The organism is Pseudomonas sp. Sample_22 (assembly GCF_004307635.1).
Lineage (GTDB): Bacteria > Pseudomonadota > Gammaproteobacteria > Pseudomonadales > Pseudomonadaceae > Aquipseudomonas.
Genome location: NZ_RCNY01000052.1, coordinates 38,951 through 52,220, shown reverse-complemented (window position 1 = coordinate 52,220; position 13,270 = coordinate 38,951). Strand labels below are relative to the sequence as shown.

Below are 13,270 nucleotides of genomic sequence, written 5' to 3'. Positions count from 1 at the left end.
CTCCCACAGGGTTTTGTGAACAGCACACATCCACTGTGGGAGCTGGCTTGCCAGCGATGAGGCCCTCACAAACACCGACAGGCTCATGGCCTTGCGAGCAAATGACTCCCACAGGGTTTTGTGAACAGCACACATCCACTGTGGGAGCTGGCTTGCCAGCGATGAGGCCCTCACAAACACCGACAGGCTCATGGCCTTGCGAGCAAATGACTCATCGCCGTCTTCAGCTTCATCGGCCGCACCGGTTTGTGCATCAGCGTGTGACCCAGTTCGCGGATCTGCTGCTTGAGTTCATTGCTGTAGTTGGCGGTGATCATCATCGCCGGGACCGCTGACTTACGACCGGCATTGATGCGCGCCACGGCGTCGACGCCGTTCAGTTCGTTGTCCAGGTGATAATCAGCAATCAGCAGGTCGGCCTCGGCGTGGTAGTTGTCCGTTTGCCGCGCGAGGTCCTGTTCCGACAACGCCGTTACCACTCGACATCCCCACCCTTCCAGCAACGTGCGCATGCCGGCGCAAATGGTCGCATCGTTGTCCAGCACCCATATCCGAGCCCCACGCAGGCGCTCAAGCATCGGCTCGCTCATCTGCAACGTCGGCGGTGCTGCAGGCGCGGTGGCGCTGATTGGCACTTCGACCGAGAACATCGAGCCCTGGCCAGGCCATGAACGCACCTGAATGCGATGGCTGAGGATACCGGCAATTTTCTCGACAATCGCCAGACCCAGGCCCAGACCGCGATCCTGGTCCGGGCGCTGCACATCACCGCGCTTGAACTCCTGGAAAATCTCCTCCAGACGATGCTCGGCAATGCCCATGCCGCTGTCCCAGACCTCGATCGTCAGGCGCTGCCGATGACGGCGACAACCGAGCACCACACGACCTTTGCTGGTGTAGCGAATCGCATTGCTCAGCAGGTTACGCAGAATGCGCGCCAGCAACTGAATGTCGCTGCGCACCAACGCCGAACAGCCGATGTAGCGCAGTTGCAGGCCTTCACTGAGTGCCACCTGGGTGTACTCGGCGGCCAGGTTGTCCAACAATTCACTGAGGGCGAACGGCGCAATGTCAGCCTTGATCACCCCCGCATCGAGTTTGGAAATATCCACCAGGGTGCCGAGCAGATTCTCCACGTCTTCCAGGGAATTGCTCACGTTGCGCACCAGAATCTCGCTGGCCATCGGCTCGCGCCGTTCCAGCAAGGCGCTGGTGAACAGGCGTGCGGCGTTCAATGGTTGCAGCAGGTCGTGACTGACCGCAGCGAGGAACTTGGTTTTCGACAGGTTGGCCTGTTCGGCTTCCTGCTTGGCCTCGCGCAAGCGTGACTCGACCAGGCGCCGCTCACCGATTTCGCGCAACAATTGATCGTTGAGAGTGGTCAATTCCGCCGTGCGCTCGCGCACCCGCAACTCAAGGTTCTGATACGCCTGATGCAGCGCCTCGGCCGTGCGGCGGCGCTCTGTGATATCGCGAATCAGCACGAAGATCCCTACCACCTCTCCATTGGCCAAACGGTTAGGCACATAGGAACGCAGCATGTAGCGCTCCTGGTTGTTGACGTTGGTTTCAGCAAACTCGAAGGTCACGCTCTCCCCCGCCAATGCCCTGGCCACGTAGGATTCCAGGCGCTGGTAATGCTGTTCACTGTGCACTTCGCGCAAGCTCTGGCCGAGCATTACGCCCCGCGGCCAGCAATACCATTCTTCGTAGACCTTGTTGGTGAACTCGTAGACCAGGTCGGCATTGAGGTAGGCGATCAATGCCGGCACGTGATCGGTGATCAGGCGGATCCAGCGCTCGCTTTCACTCAGGGCCTCGGCGTGCTGATAGCGTTCGGTGATGTCGGTAAAGGTGTTGACGAAGCCGCCTGTCGGCAATGGATGGGTGCGGATTTCCAGGACCCGGCCGTCGTATAAACGCTGTTCGCATTCGCGTATCGGGCGACCGTTGCCATCGCGGCTGAACGGGGTCAGCAGGGTCAACTCGCTGTCGCCAATCACCTCGGCAAACGGCCGGTGGGCAGCTACCGGTGCCAGCCCGCTCAATTCCAGGAAACGCCGGTTCCATAACTCCAGAATGCCCTCGGCGCTGACCATCGCCACCCCTTGCGAGAGGTTGTCGACCGCGCGCTGCAATAGATGCGACTTCTGCGCGACCGCCTGTTCGCGGCGCATGGTTTCGCTGAGTTTGACGTCGGTGATGTCGATGAACAGAATCACCCGCCCGCCTTCCTGGGTCGGCCGCTCGCTGACTTGCAGCCAGCGCCCGTTCTGCAGGCGATACAGCAGGTTTTCATCGGCATGCCCGCGAGGCTCTTCGGTGAACAGGCCGTTGCTCATCATCAGGCGCTTGACCTCGCTCAGGCGCATGCCAGCGTTGATTCGTACTCGGCTCTTGCTCCAGAACGCCTTGAAACGACTGTTGAACAGCACAATGCGCTGCTCGGCGTCGAACAGCACAAATGCGTCCGAAATGCTTTCGATGGCATCGATCAGGTGTTGGTGCGCCGTTTCCGCACGCAGGCGGGCTTCGCTGAGCAGATGATTGCCGGCCTTGAGTTCGGCCATGGCCTGGTTCAGCGCATCGGTGCGCTCGCGCACTTGCTCGGCCAGCACGACCGAATGCTGGAAGGCCGCGTACGGATCATTGCCGCGAGTCACCCCGGATTCGACCCGCTCGATCAGCGCACCATTGATGCGTTGCAGTTTGTGGTTTTCAAGACGCAGCCTGGCGAGTTCGGCCTGCAGTTCAGCGATGTCCTGGGGCACGGCCGCGGGCAATGGCAACGCCGGTGAAGGTCTGGTTGATGTGCATGCCATTGAACTGTTCTCCATAGGTGTTGAAACCCATCACCCGTTGCTCACGCAAAAAACTGCCGATCTGTTCAAGGCTGCCATCGTCTTCGAGCTCCAGGCGTCGCAGGAAACAGTCGCACCCGATGGTCAACAGCAACTCCCCCAGGCGCGCCTGCAAGCCCTCGAACAGATTTTGCAGGTTCGGCAGCATCGGGCCTGGGGTCATGGCGGTCAGAACGATGCCGTTTTCCACGGCGCAGTAGAAACTCAGGCTCAGGTCCGGATGCACCTGCTGGATGGCCCGCACGTAGTACTGATCATTGATGCGCACGGCCAGCGGGTGTGCGGCGAAGACCCGGTGATCGAGTTGCGCCACCGGCACGCCGATATGCCGGGCATACTCGGCGGCGGCCGGTTCGGCATTCAGTTCGAACACCCGGCGCAAGGCATTGTCGGCCCCCGTGACCACCAACTTCTCGGCGCGCGGCATTACGTGGTGGGTGGTGAATACTTCGAAATCCAGCCAGGTATTGACCAATACCACCACGGCGGCGCCACTGTAAAACTCGCCATCGAAGTACACATGGGTATGCGTCAGGTAGTTATCGTCGCCGGCCGAACCACCAAAATGCGGAATGTCGCCCAAGGCCGCGCTCAGCGCCGCCAGGACCATTTCTTCACGGCTGGACAGGCCATCAAGCAGGGTCAGGGCAAAACTGTTGCCCTTGATCGGCGCCAGAGTATTGCTGCGACAGCCACTGACCAGGCGCTCGACCATTTGCTGGGCGTCGATCAGGCTGAAGTGCTCCATTTGATCGATCAGCTCCACCGCGATTGAAAAATGCCGATGATCGAAGCCCACCGCCGTCACGCAATTGCGTCCGTAGCCCAGCGGCGTGATTTCTCCGGCGCTGGTGCAACCCGCCAGCCGAATGCCACCGAAGCTTTGCTGCAAGGCCTTGCCCAACGCCTGCAAGTCGTACTCGGCTGAACAGAAAAACAGCACGAACCCCAGGTGCGGATGCAACAACTGCCGCGCCAGCTCCTGCGCCACCTGAAAGGCATCGGTGGCCTGGGACATTGCACTGACGACCCCTTCGCTCTGCTGCATCATCGCCTCCGGCAGGCGCGTGTATGAGGCACGAGTGTACGAAGTCTGTGGGGTGCGACGAATGCTACTTGGGTAGCGGGTAACCGCTTCGATGGGATGAGACGGTTGGCGGCCCTGGCCGCGATGCGCACGGCCAGGGCCACCAGCCGGGGTTACCAGGTCAGCACCGCACCCACCGCAAAAGTATCGGTGTCTTCGTTCTGTTCATCGGTGTCGTGACCGTTGATTTCGAACTGGTTGTATTCGGCCACCAGCTTGAGGTTGTCGTTCACGTCATGGAACAACGCGATGCCGCGAGTCTCGTAGTCCGCTCCGCTGCCCACCACGCCGTTGCCGTCGTCATTGGTCTTGCCGTAGGACAAGGCCAGGCGGTTCTTGCCCAGTTTGTAGGAGCCCTGCATCAAGTAGCCGTCGCTGTCGACGTTGCGCAGGGTCGGCTCACCCGCATTGTTGGTAAAGAACGGGTTGATACCCTTGGCCTGGAAACCGGACCCGGTCAGAGACAGGCCGCCCATCTTCGCCTGCACGCCATAACCGAGCCCTTTGGAGGTGACTGTCTCGACGGTCGAATCGGTGTTGTCCGAAGTCTGGTAGCTGCCGTTGACCCAGCTGTAGATCTTTGCCCCCGCCACGTCGAACTGATAGGTGATTTCACTCTCGGTACGCGGGTTTTCCTGATAGGCCTTGCCCGTCGGGCTGCTGTCGTTGGTGTCCACCGGGTCCATGATGCCGACCGCCACGCGCAGACCGTCCATCACCGGGGTGCGATAGGTGATCTGCGAGGTCGGGAACGGGTACGGGTAACCGGTACCGATGTTGCCGAACGAGACCCCGCCGCCATCCACCAGCCCCAACGTATCGCTGACCTGACCGTAACCGGCGAGCATTTCGTCGAGCAGGATGTTGGAACGGGCGAACAGACCGAAGTCCTTGCCGATCAGCACTTCACCCCACTGCGGGTTGGCCACTGTTCCATAGAACTGCCGCACATCGATGGCGGTATCGGTGCCGTTGGTTTCACTGTCGTTGATGGTGACCCAAAACGATGCCCGGGCACCGAGCTTGAGGTCGTCAACTTGCTTGCCCATGTTGAACCCCAGGTAGTTGGGCAGAAAGCCCATCTTCACCCGCGACTGCCGACGATCGTACTGATCGCCAGCGCGGTCCACATCGCTGTTGACGTAAAAGGCGTTGATGTAACCGTCGGTGGAAAATGTGGTCTGGTCTTTGTCGTACAGCATGATCTCTGCCTCGGCCACTGGGGTCAGGCCGAGCGCGTACAGGCTGGCAATGAACGCTGGCAGAAAACGCTGGGTGAATTTCTTATTGTTGTGCATGGGGCGCTCCGAAACGGGGGACGAAGTGTCGGAGGCGATTATCGAAACCTGACAGGCGGCGCCATACGCTGCCTTGGGGCTGGTTTTCAGGTGCTTTGGATTGGCCAGCGGCGCGTGACTACAACGGCGTAAGACCGCCTGTCGGCGAGGCTTGCCACTTAGGGCTTAGGCCTGCCGACGCAACTGGCGTTCGCAGGAACCGGTACTGGCTAGGCGTTGGCGCTGAACAGCATGTAGGCGGCGACCACCAGGCAGATACTGGCAAACCCCACCTGCAACGCCCGCGCCGGCACCCGCGCACTAAGTTTGCGGCCGATGAGCATGCCGACAATGCTCGAGATGATGAACACGATGCCCACGCCATCGATGCGCACCCCGGCGTGGAAAGCACCGATCACGCCGATGGCCGAGATCAGGCTGATCACCATCAGCGACGTGGCAACGATCCCGCGCATCTGCACGTCGGTCAGTTGCTTGAAGGCCGGCACGATCAGGAACCCGCCGCCGACGCCCAGCAATCCCGAGACAACGCCGGTCACCGCCCCTAGCGCGGCGAGGGTCGCGGTGCATTTGGCGGTCCAGGAAAAGCGCCCGGTCTGTTGGTCGAGCATGCAGTTTTTCTGGCCCCAGTTGGCGTGACCGTGATCGCTTGGCCCTTGATCCTTGCGCTCACGGCGCAGCATTCGTGCGGCCACCATGACCATCAGCAGGCTGAACAGGACCATCAGGATTTTTTCCGGCAACTGATGGGCAAAGTAGATGCCCACCGGCGAAAACACCGCACCGAGTGCCGCAATCAACAACGCCGCGCGGTAGCGCACCAGGCCATGACGCAGGCCGTCGATGGCGCCGACCGCCGCCGCACTGCCCACCGCAAACAACGCGACGGGCGCCGCCGTAGTCATGCTCCAACCCAGGCCCAGCACCAGCGCCGGCACGGCCAGAATGCCCCCGCCGGCGCCGGTCAAACCCAACACCAAACCCATGACTACACCGAAAAAACTCGCCAGCAACATAGAACGCTCGTAATCCATGACAAAGGCCGGGAACGCCCGGTATCGATAGCGTGACAGGATAGAGCCCAGCCGGATTTTTCGATAACAGAAATGACGCAGGGGCTGGTCAGCGCAGGGAAAATGAAACTAACCTCATGACTTGTTCACCAAGAAACAATCCTCATGCCTGCCCTGATTGAAGCTTTTTTCGACGATGCCTCCTCTACCTACAGTTACGTGATCTACGAAGCGGACGGCGGACAATGCGCAATCGTCGACCCGGTGCTCGACTACAACCCCGCTGCCGGACGAACCTCCACCGTGCAGGCCGACCGGATCATCGCGTTCGTGCGCGAACACCGGCTGCAGGTGCAATGGCTACTGGAAACCCACGCCCACGCCGATCATTTGTCCGCCGCGCCCTATCTGCGCCGGGAACTGGGTGGCCGGATCGCCATCGGCCAGTCGATCTGCAAGGTGCAGAACGTGTTCAAGGCACTGTTCAACCTTGAACCGCAATTCTGCATCGACGGCTCGCAGTTCGATCACCTGTTCGCTGCGGATGAGTCGTTTTCCATCGGCAACCTCAAGGCCAAGGCCCTGCATGTGCCTGGGCATACCCCGGCGGACATGGCATACCTGATCGGCAACGATGTAATTCTGGTTGGCGATACGCTGTTCATGCCCGACGTGGGCACCGCGCGCTGCGACTTTCCCGGCGGCAACGCCAACCAGATGTTCGCTTCGATCCATAAACTGCTGGCCTTCCCCGCCAGCGTGCGCCTGTATGTCTGTCACGACTACCCGCCCGAGGGCCGCGAACCGCATTGCATGACCACCGTCGGCGAACAACGCAAAAGCAACATCCATGTGCGTGACGGCATCGATGAGGCGGCATTCGTTGCGATGCGCACCCGGCGCGATGCCACGCTGGGCATGCCGACGCTGCTGCTACCGGCAATCCAGGTCAATGTGCGGGCGGGAAATTTGCCGCCGGCGGAAGACAATGGCGTGACGTACCTTAAAATCCCGATCAATCAACTCTGATCTGTAGGCGCAAAGCTTGCTCGCGATTGCGCCCTTGAGATCGCTATCGCGAGCAAGCTTCGCGCCTACGGATTTGCCCTGGTTTTACGCGCCGAGCGTCAGGCCGTTGGCCGGCAGGGGCAGCGCGGTCTTGTAGCGCACTTGCTTGAGCGCAAAACTCGAGCGGATATTCGCCACCCCCGGCACTTTGGTCAGAAAGTCCATCATGAAACGCTCCAGCGATTGAATGCTCGGCACCAGCACCCGGATCAAGTAATCCGGGTCGCCGGCCATCAAGTAGCACTCCATCACCTCCGGGCGGTCGGAGATCGCCTCTTCGAAATGCTGCAAGGCCTCCTCCACCTGCTTCTCTAGGCTGACGTGAATGAACACGTTCACGTGCAGCCCCAGCAGATCAGCATCCAGCAACGTCACTTGCTCGCGAATCAAACCCAGCTCTTCCATCGCCTTGACCCGGTTGAAGCACGGTGTCGGTGACAGGTTGACCGAGCGTGCAAGGTCGGCATTGGTGATCCGCGCGTTCTCTTGAAGGCTGTTGAGAATGCCGATATCGGTACGGTCAAGTTTGCGCATGAGACAAAACCACCTGTTTTTTAGGTTTATGCAGATTTTTTATCTGCAAATGATCTTGAGCGCAACGAAACAGAGAGAAATATTCTTCTTGGCCGGGCCTATGATTGTTGTAGGACAAGATTTCTTCTACCGAACGAAATCTGTCAGCTCACTACAAGAAATTCACAAGATCGAGCGTAGAAGCCATGACCCAAGCGTACGAACCGCTGCGCCTGCACGTCCCTGAACCCTCGGGCCGCCCAGGCTGCAAAACCGACTTCTCCTACCTGCATCTGACCGATGCCGGCACGGTGCGCAAACCCCCAATCGACGTTGAGCCCGCCGACACGGCCGATTTGGCCCGCGGCCTGATTCGCGTGCTCGACGATCAGGGCAATGCCTTGGGGCCTTGGGCCGAAGGCGTTCCCACGGAGATCCTGCGCAAAGGCATGCGCGCCATGCTCAAGACGCGGATTTACGACAACCGCATGGTTGTCGCCCAGCGTCAGAAGAAGATGTCGTTCTACATGCAGAGCCTCGGCGAAGAAGCCATCGGCAGCGCCCAGGCCCTGGCCTTGAACATCGACGACATGTGCTTCCCGACCTACCGCCAGCAAAGCATCCTGATGGCCCGCGAAGTGCCACTGGTCGACCTGATCTGCCAACTGCTGTCCAACGAGCGCGATCCGCTCAAGGGACGTCAGCTGCCGATCATGTACTCGGTCAAAGAATCCGGTTTCTTCACCATCTCCGGCAACTTGGCGACCCAGTTTGTCCAGGCGGTAGGCTGGGGCATGGCCTCGGCGATCAAGGGCGACACCAAAATCGCTTCGGCGTGGATCGGCGACGGCGCCACTGCTGAGTCGGATTTCCACACCGCCCTGACCTTCGCCCACGTTTACCGCGCGCCGGTGATCCTCAACGTGGTCAACAACCAGTGGGCAATCTCTACGTTCCAGGCGATTGCCGGGGGTGAAGCGACCACGTTCGCCGGCCGTGGCGTCGGTTGCGGCATCGCCTCGCTGCGCGTCGATGGCAACGATTTCTACGCGGTCTACGCCGCTTCCGCCTGGGCTGCCGAACGCGCCCGACGCAACCTCGGCCCGACCATGATCGAGTGGGTCACCTACCGTGCCGGTCCACACTCGACGTCCGATGATCCTTCCAAGTACCGCCCTGCCGATGACTGGAGCCATTTCCCGCTCGGCGATCCGATTGCGCGTCTCAAGCAGCACCTGATCAAGATCGGCCAGTGGTCCGAAGAGGAACACGCCGCCGTCAGTGCCGAACTGGAAGCCGAAGTGATTGCCGCACAAAAGGAAGCCGAACAGTACGGCACCCTCGCCGGTGGCCAGATTCCAAGCGCCGCGACCATGTTCGAAGACGTCTACAAAGAGATGCCGGAGCATTTGAAGCGCCAGCGTCAGGAGTTGGGGATCTGACATGAACGATCACAACAACAATATCGAGCTGGAAACCGCCATGACCACGACCACCATGACCATGATCCAGGCCCTGCGCTCGGCGATGGATGTGATGCTTGAACGTGACGACAACGTCGTGGTGTTCGGCCAGGACGTCGGCTACTTCGGCGGCGTGTTCCGCTGCACCGAAGGCCTGCAGAACAAGTACGGCACCTCGCGGGTTTTCGACGCTCCGATCTCCGAAAGCGGCATCGTCGGCGTTGCCGTGGGCATGGGCGCCTATGGCCTGCGTCCGGTGGCCGAGATCCAGTTCGCCGACTACGTCTACCCGGCATCCGACCAGATCATCTCCGAAGCCGCACGCCTGCGTTATCGTTCGGCCGGCGAATTCACCGCGCCAATGACCCTGCGCATGCCCTGCGGCGGCGGAATCTATGGCGGCCAGACCCACAGCCAGAGCATCGAGGCGATGTTCACTCAGGTGTGCGGCCTGCGCACCGTCATGCCGTCCAACCCGTACGACGCCAAGGGCCTGTTGATCGCCTCCATCGAAAACGATGACCCGGTGATCTTCCTCGAGCCAAAACGCTTGTACAACGGCCCGTTCGACGGCCACCACGACCGCCCGGTAACCCCGTGGTCGAAACACCCGGCCGCGCAAGTGCCGGACGGTTATTACACCGTGCCACTGGACGTCGCCGCCATCACCCGTCCGGGCAAGGATGTGACCATCCTCACCTACGGCACCACCGTGTACGTGTCGCAAGTCGCCGCCGAAGAAACCGGCATCGACGCCGAAGTCATCGACCTGCGCAGCCTGTGGCCGCTGGACCTGGAAACCATCGTCAAGTCGGTGAAGAAAACCGGACGCTGCGTGGTGGTCCACGAAGCCACCCGCACCTGCGGTTTCGGTGCCGAACTGGTGTCGCTGGTGCAGGAACACTGCTTCCACCACCTGGAAGCGCCAATTGAACGCGTCACCGGCTGGGACACCCCCTACCCGCACGCGCAAGAGTGGGCGTATTTCCCTGGCCCGTCCCGAGTGGGCGCGGCTTTGAAACGGGTCATGGAGGTCTGAATGGGCACGCACGTCATTAAAATGCCGGACATTGGCGAAGGCATTGCAGAAGTTGAATTGTCACAGTGGCACGTCAAGGTCGGCGACATGGTCGTCGAGGATCAGGTGCTGGCGGATGTCATGACCGACAAGGCGATGGTGGATATCCCGTCGCCAGTGCATGGCAAGGTCATCGCCCTCGGCGGTCAGCCGGGCGAAGTCATGGCGGTCGGCAGCGTGCTGATCAGCATCGAAGTCGAAGGCGCGGGCAACGTCAAGGAGTCGGCGCAACCGGCACCGGTCAAGCAAGCGCCGGTTGCAGCAGCGAAAGCTGAAACCGTGGTGGAAAACAAACCGGTCGCTGCCGCAGCACCGAAAGCAGCCGTTTGCCAGGGGCCGATGATTGCTCGCGAAGCCAATGAGCGTCCGCTGGCCTCACCGGCCGTGCGTAAGCATGCGCTGGACCTGGGCATCCAGTTGCGTCTGGTGCGTGGCAGCGGTCCGGCCGGTCGCGTGCTGCATGAAGACCTCGAGGCCTATCTGGCTCAGGGTCAAGCCAACGCCTCGGCACCGGTCGCCGCCGCTTACGCCCAGCGTAACGATGAAGAACAGATCCCGGTGATCGGCATGCGCCGCAAGATCGCCCAACGCATGCAGGACGCCACCCAGCGCGCGGCACACTTCAGTTATGTCGAGGAAATCGATGTCACCGCCGTCGAAGAATTGCGCGCTCACCTTAACGAGAAGCACGGTGCGACCCGCGGCAAGCTGACTTTGCTGCCGTTTCTGGTCCGCGCCCTGGTCGTCGCCCTGCGCGATTTCCCGCAGATCAACGCCCGTTACGACGACGAAGCCCAAGTCATCACCCGGCTCGGCGCGGTGCACGTCGGTATCGCCACCCAGGCCGATAGCGGTTTGATGGTGCCTGTGGTTCGTCACGCCGAAGCCCGCAGCCTGTGGGACAGCGCGACAGAAATTTCGCGCCTGGCCACGGCCGCCCGCAACGGCAAGGCCGGCCGCGATGAACTGTCCGGTTCGTCTATCACGCTGACCAGCCTCGGCGCATTGGGCGGCATCGTCAGCACACCGGTGCTGAACCTGCCGGAAGTGGCGATCGTCGGCGTGAACAAAATCGTCGAACGGCCAATGGTAATCAAAGGCCAGATCGTGATCCGCAAGATGATGAACCTTTCCAGCTCCTTCGATCATCGCGTGGTCGACGGCATGGACGCGGCGCTCTTCATCCAGGCCATCCGTGGCTTGCTCGAACAACCCGCCACCCTGTTTGTGGAGTAAGCAATGCAGACTTTGAACACCACGCTGCTGATCATCGGCGGCGGCCCTGGCGGTTACGTGACGGCGATCCGCGCCGGTCAGTTGGGCATTCCAACGATCCTGGTGGAAGGCCAATCGTTGGGCGGCACCTGCCTGAACATCGGCTGCATTCCGTCCAAGGCATTGATTCATGTCGCTGAGCAGTTTCACCAGACGCAGCAGCATAATCAGCACTCAGCCCTGGGCATCAGCGTTGCGGCGCCGACGCTGGACATCGGCAAGAGCGTCGAGTGGAAGGATGGCATCGTCGATCGCCTGACCACCGGCGTCGCCGCGCTGTTGAAAAAGAACAAGGTTCAGGTCGTGCAAGGCTGGGCCAACGTGGTCGACGGTAAAACCGTCGACGTCGGCGACACGCGCATTCAATGCGAGCACCTGGTGCTGGCGACAGGTTCGAAAAGCGTGAACCTGCCGATGTTGCCGATTGGCGGGCCGATCATCTCGTCCACCGAGGCCCTGGCGCCGACATCCGTACCCAAGCGCTTGATCGTGGTAGGTGGCGGTTACATCGGTCTGGAACTGGGTATTGCCTACCGCAAGCTCGGCGCCGATGTCAGCGTGGTCGAGGCGCAGGATCGGATTCTGCCAGCCTACGACGCTGAATTGACTCAGCCCGTACACGACGAACTGAAAAAACTCGGTGTGAAGCTTTACTTGAATCACAGCGTACAAGGCTTTGATTCTTCTAATAATACCTTGCAAGTTTCGCAGCCGAACGGCGATACCCTCAACCTGGAAACCGATCAGGTTCTGGTCGCGGTTGGCCGCAAACCCAACACCCAAGGCTGGAACCTCGAAGCGCTGAACCTGGACATGAACGGGTCGTCGATCAAAATCGACAACCGCTGCCAGACCAGCATGCGCAATGTGTATGCCATCGGCGACCTGAGTGGCGAACCCATGCTTGCGCACCGGGCCATGGCCCAGGGCGAAATGGTTGCCGAGTTGATCAGTGGCAAGCCCCGCGAGTTCAACCCTACCGCCATCGCCGCCGTGTGCTTCACCGACCCGGAACTGGTGGTGGTCGGCAAGACTCCGGACGAAGCCAAGGCTGCAGGTTTGGACTGCATTGTTTCCAGCTTCCCGTTCGCCGCCAATGGCCGGGCGATGACGCTGGAATCGAAAAGCGGCTTCGTGCGCGTGGTCGCCCGTCGTGACAACCATGTGATCGTCGGCTGGCAGGCGGTAGGCGTGGGTGTGTCGGAGTTGTCCACGGCATTCGCGCAAAGCCTTGAGATGGGCGCGCGGCTGGAAGACATCGGCGGCACCATCCATGCGCATCCGACGCTTGGCGAGGCGGTGCAGGAAGCGGCATTGCGTGCTCTGGGGCATGCGTTGCATCTGTAAACACCATCAACTGTGGCGAGCGAGCTTGCTCCCGCCGGGCTGCGAAGCGGCCCCTGGCTGACTTAATGGCGAACCGCGTTGCCTGGATTTACGACTGCTTCGCAGCCGAGCGGGAGCGAGCTCCCTCGCCACAGGATTTCGAGCATTGTCTAGTCGGCGGCAAATAGCCGATAGACCGGGCTGCGAAACAGGCCCGGAATGAAGTATTGTTGTGCCCATCCAAAAAACGTCAGAAGCCTTGAACCGTTTCGACGGTTGTTCAGTGAT

The 13,270-nt window shown here is 60.8% G+C and carries 10 protein-coding genes; 5 read left to right on the top strand and 5 right to left on the bottom strand.

Going from position 1 to position 13,270, the window contains the following annotated elements; translation table 11 throughout:
- Window positions 1-188: 188 nt before the first annotated feature.
- From nahK to D8U73_RS13485, 4 genes are all read right to left on the bottom strand, one after another.
- Window positions 189-2,783, bottom strand: coding sequence for a hybrid sensor histidine kinase/response regulator NahK/ErcS' (gene nahK, locus D8U73_RS13500; RefSeq protein ID WP_177435523.1), 2,595 nt, complete (start codon window positions 2,781-2,783; stop codon window positions 189-191).
- Window positions 2,752-3,912 (bottom strand): nitric oxide-sensing protein NosP, encoded by a 1,161-nt coding sequence (gene nosP, locus D8U73_RS13495; RefSeq protein WP_056853500.1) that lies wholly within the window; start codon window positions 3,910-3,912, stop codon window positions 2,752-2,754. The genes nahK and nosP overlap by 32 nt, the downstream gene beginning before the upstream one ends.
- A gap of 149 nt (window positions 3,913-4,061) precedes the next feature.
- Window positions 4,062-5,246, bottom strand: coding sequence for a porin (locus D8U73_RS13490; RefSeq protein WP_130904749.1), 1,185 nt, complete (start codon window positions 5,244-5,246; stop codon window positions 4,062-4,064).
- 209 nt (window positions 5,247-5,455) lie between these two features.
- On the bottom strand, window positions 5,456-6,262 hold the full coding sequence (locus D8U73_RS13485; protein WP_056853498.1) for a sulfite exporter TauE/SafE family protein: 807 nt from the start codon (window positions 6,260-6,262) through the stop codon (window positions 5,456-5,458).
- Window positions 6,263-6,424: 162 nt separating this feature from the next.
- Between D8U73_RS13485 and D8U73_RS13480 the strand changes: the two genes are divergently transcribed.
- On the top strand, window positions 6,425-7,288 hold the full coding sequence (locus D8U73_RS13480) for an MBL fold metallo-hydrolase (RefSeq protein ID WP_056853497.1): 864 nt from the start codon (window positions 6,425-6,427) through the stop codon (window positions 7,286-7,288).
- A gap of 84 nt (window positions 7,289-7,372) precedes the next feature.
- Here the strand turns inward: D8U73_RS13480 and bkdR are convergent, their stop codons facing one another.
- On the bottom strand, window positions 7,373-7,861 hold the full coding sequence (bkdR, locus tag D8U73_RS13475; protein WP_041476986.1) for a Bkd operon transcriptional regulator BkdR: 489 nt from the start codon (window positions 7,859-7,861) through the stop codon (window positions 7,373-7,375).
- Between the two features lie 185 nt (window positions 7,862-8,046).
- Between bkdR and D8U73_RS13470 the strand changes: the two genes are divergently transcribed.
- The 4 genes from D8U73_RS13470 to lpdA are packed head-to-tail and all read left to right on the top strand — an operon-like array spanning window position 8,047 to window position 13,003.
- Window positions 8,047-9,282: a 3-methyl-2-oxobutanoate dehydrogenase (2-methylpropanoyl-transferring) subunit alpha gene (locus D8U73_RS13470; RefSeq protein ID WP_056853496.1), complete on the top strand. Its 1,236-nt coding sequence runs from the start codon at window positions 8,047-8,049 to the stop codon at window positions 9,280-9,282.
- A gap of 1 nt (window position 9,283) precedes the next feature.
- Window positions 9,284-10,342, top strand: coding sequence for an alpha-ketoacid dehydrogenase subunit beta (locus D8U73_RS13465; protein WP_053158507.1), 1,059 nt, complete (start codon window positions 9,284-9,286; stop codon window positions 10,340-10,342).
- Window positions 10,343-11,617 (top strand): dihydrolipoamide acetyltransferase family protein, encoded by a 1,275-nt coding sequence (locus D8U73_RS13460; RefSeq protein WP_056853495.1) that lies wholly within the window; start codon window positions 10,343-10,345, stop codon window positions 11,615-11,617. It begins immediately after the preceding gene.
- 3 nt (window positions 11,618-11,620) lie between these two features.
- Window positions 11,621-13,003 carry a dihydrolipoyl dehydrogenase gene (lpdA, locus tag D8U73_RS13455; protein ID WP_130904748.1) on the top strand — a complete coding sequence of 461 codons (1,383 nt, stop codon included), beginning with the start codon at window positions 11,621-11,623 and terminating at the stop codon, window positions 13,001-13,003.
- The last annotated feature ends 267 nt before the right edge of the window (window positions 13,004-13,270 follow it).

Coding starts and splice junctions, on each gene's coding strand:
- nosP (WP_056853500.1), bottom strand. CDS start 3,912: ATGATGCAGCAGAGCGAAGGGGTCGTCAGTGCAATGTCCCAGGCCACC.
- D8U73_RS13490 (WP_130904749.1), bottom strand. CDS start 5,246: ATGCACAACAATAAGAAATTCACCCAGCGTTTTCTGCCAGCGTTCATT.
- D8U73_RS13485 (WP_056853498.1), bottom strand. CDS start 6,262: ATGTTGCTGGCGAGTTTTTTCGGTGTAGTCATGGGTTTGGTGTTGGGT.
- D8U73_RS13480 (WP_056853497.1), top strand. CDS start 6,425: ATGCCTGCCCTGATTGAAGCTTTTTTCGACGATGCCTCCTCTACCTAC.
- bkdR (WP_041476986.1), bottom strand. CDS start 7,861: ATGCGCAAACTTGACCGTACCGATATCGGCATTCTCAACAGCCTTCAA.
- D8U73_RS13470 (WP_056853496.1), top strand. CDS start 8,047: ATGACCCAAGCGTACGAACCGCTGCGCCTGCACGTCCCTGAACCCTCG.
- D8U73_RS13465 (WP_053158507.1), top strand. CDS start 9,284: ATGAACGATCACAACAACAATATCGAGCTGGAAACCGCCATGACCACG.
- D8U73_RS13460 (WP_056853495.1), top strand. CDS start 10,343: ATGGGCACGCACGTCATTAAAATGCCGGACATTGGCGAAGGCATTGCA.
- lpdA (WP_130904748.1), top strand. CDS start 11,621: ATGCAGACTTTGAACACCACGCTGCTGATCATCGGCGGCGGCCCTGGC.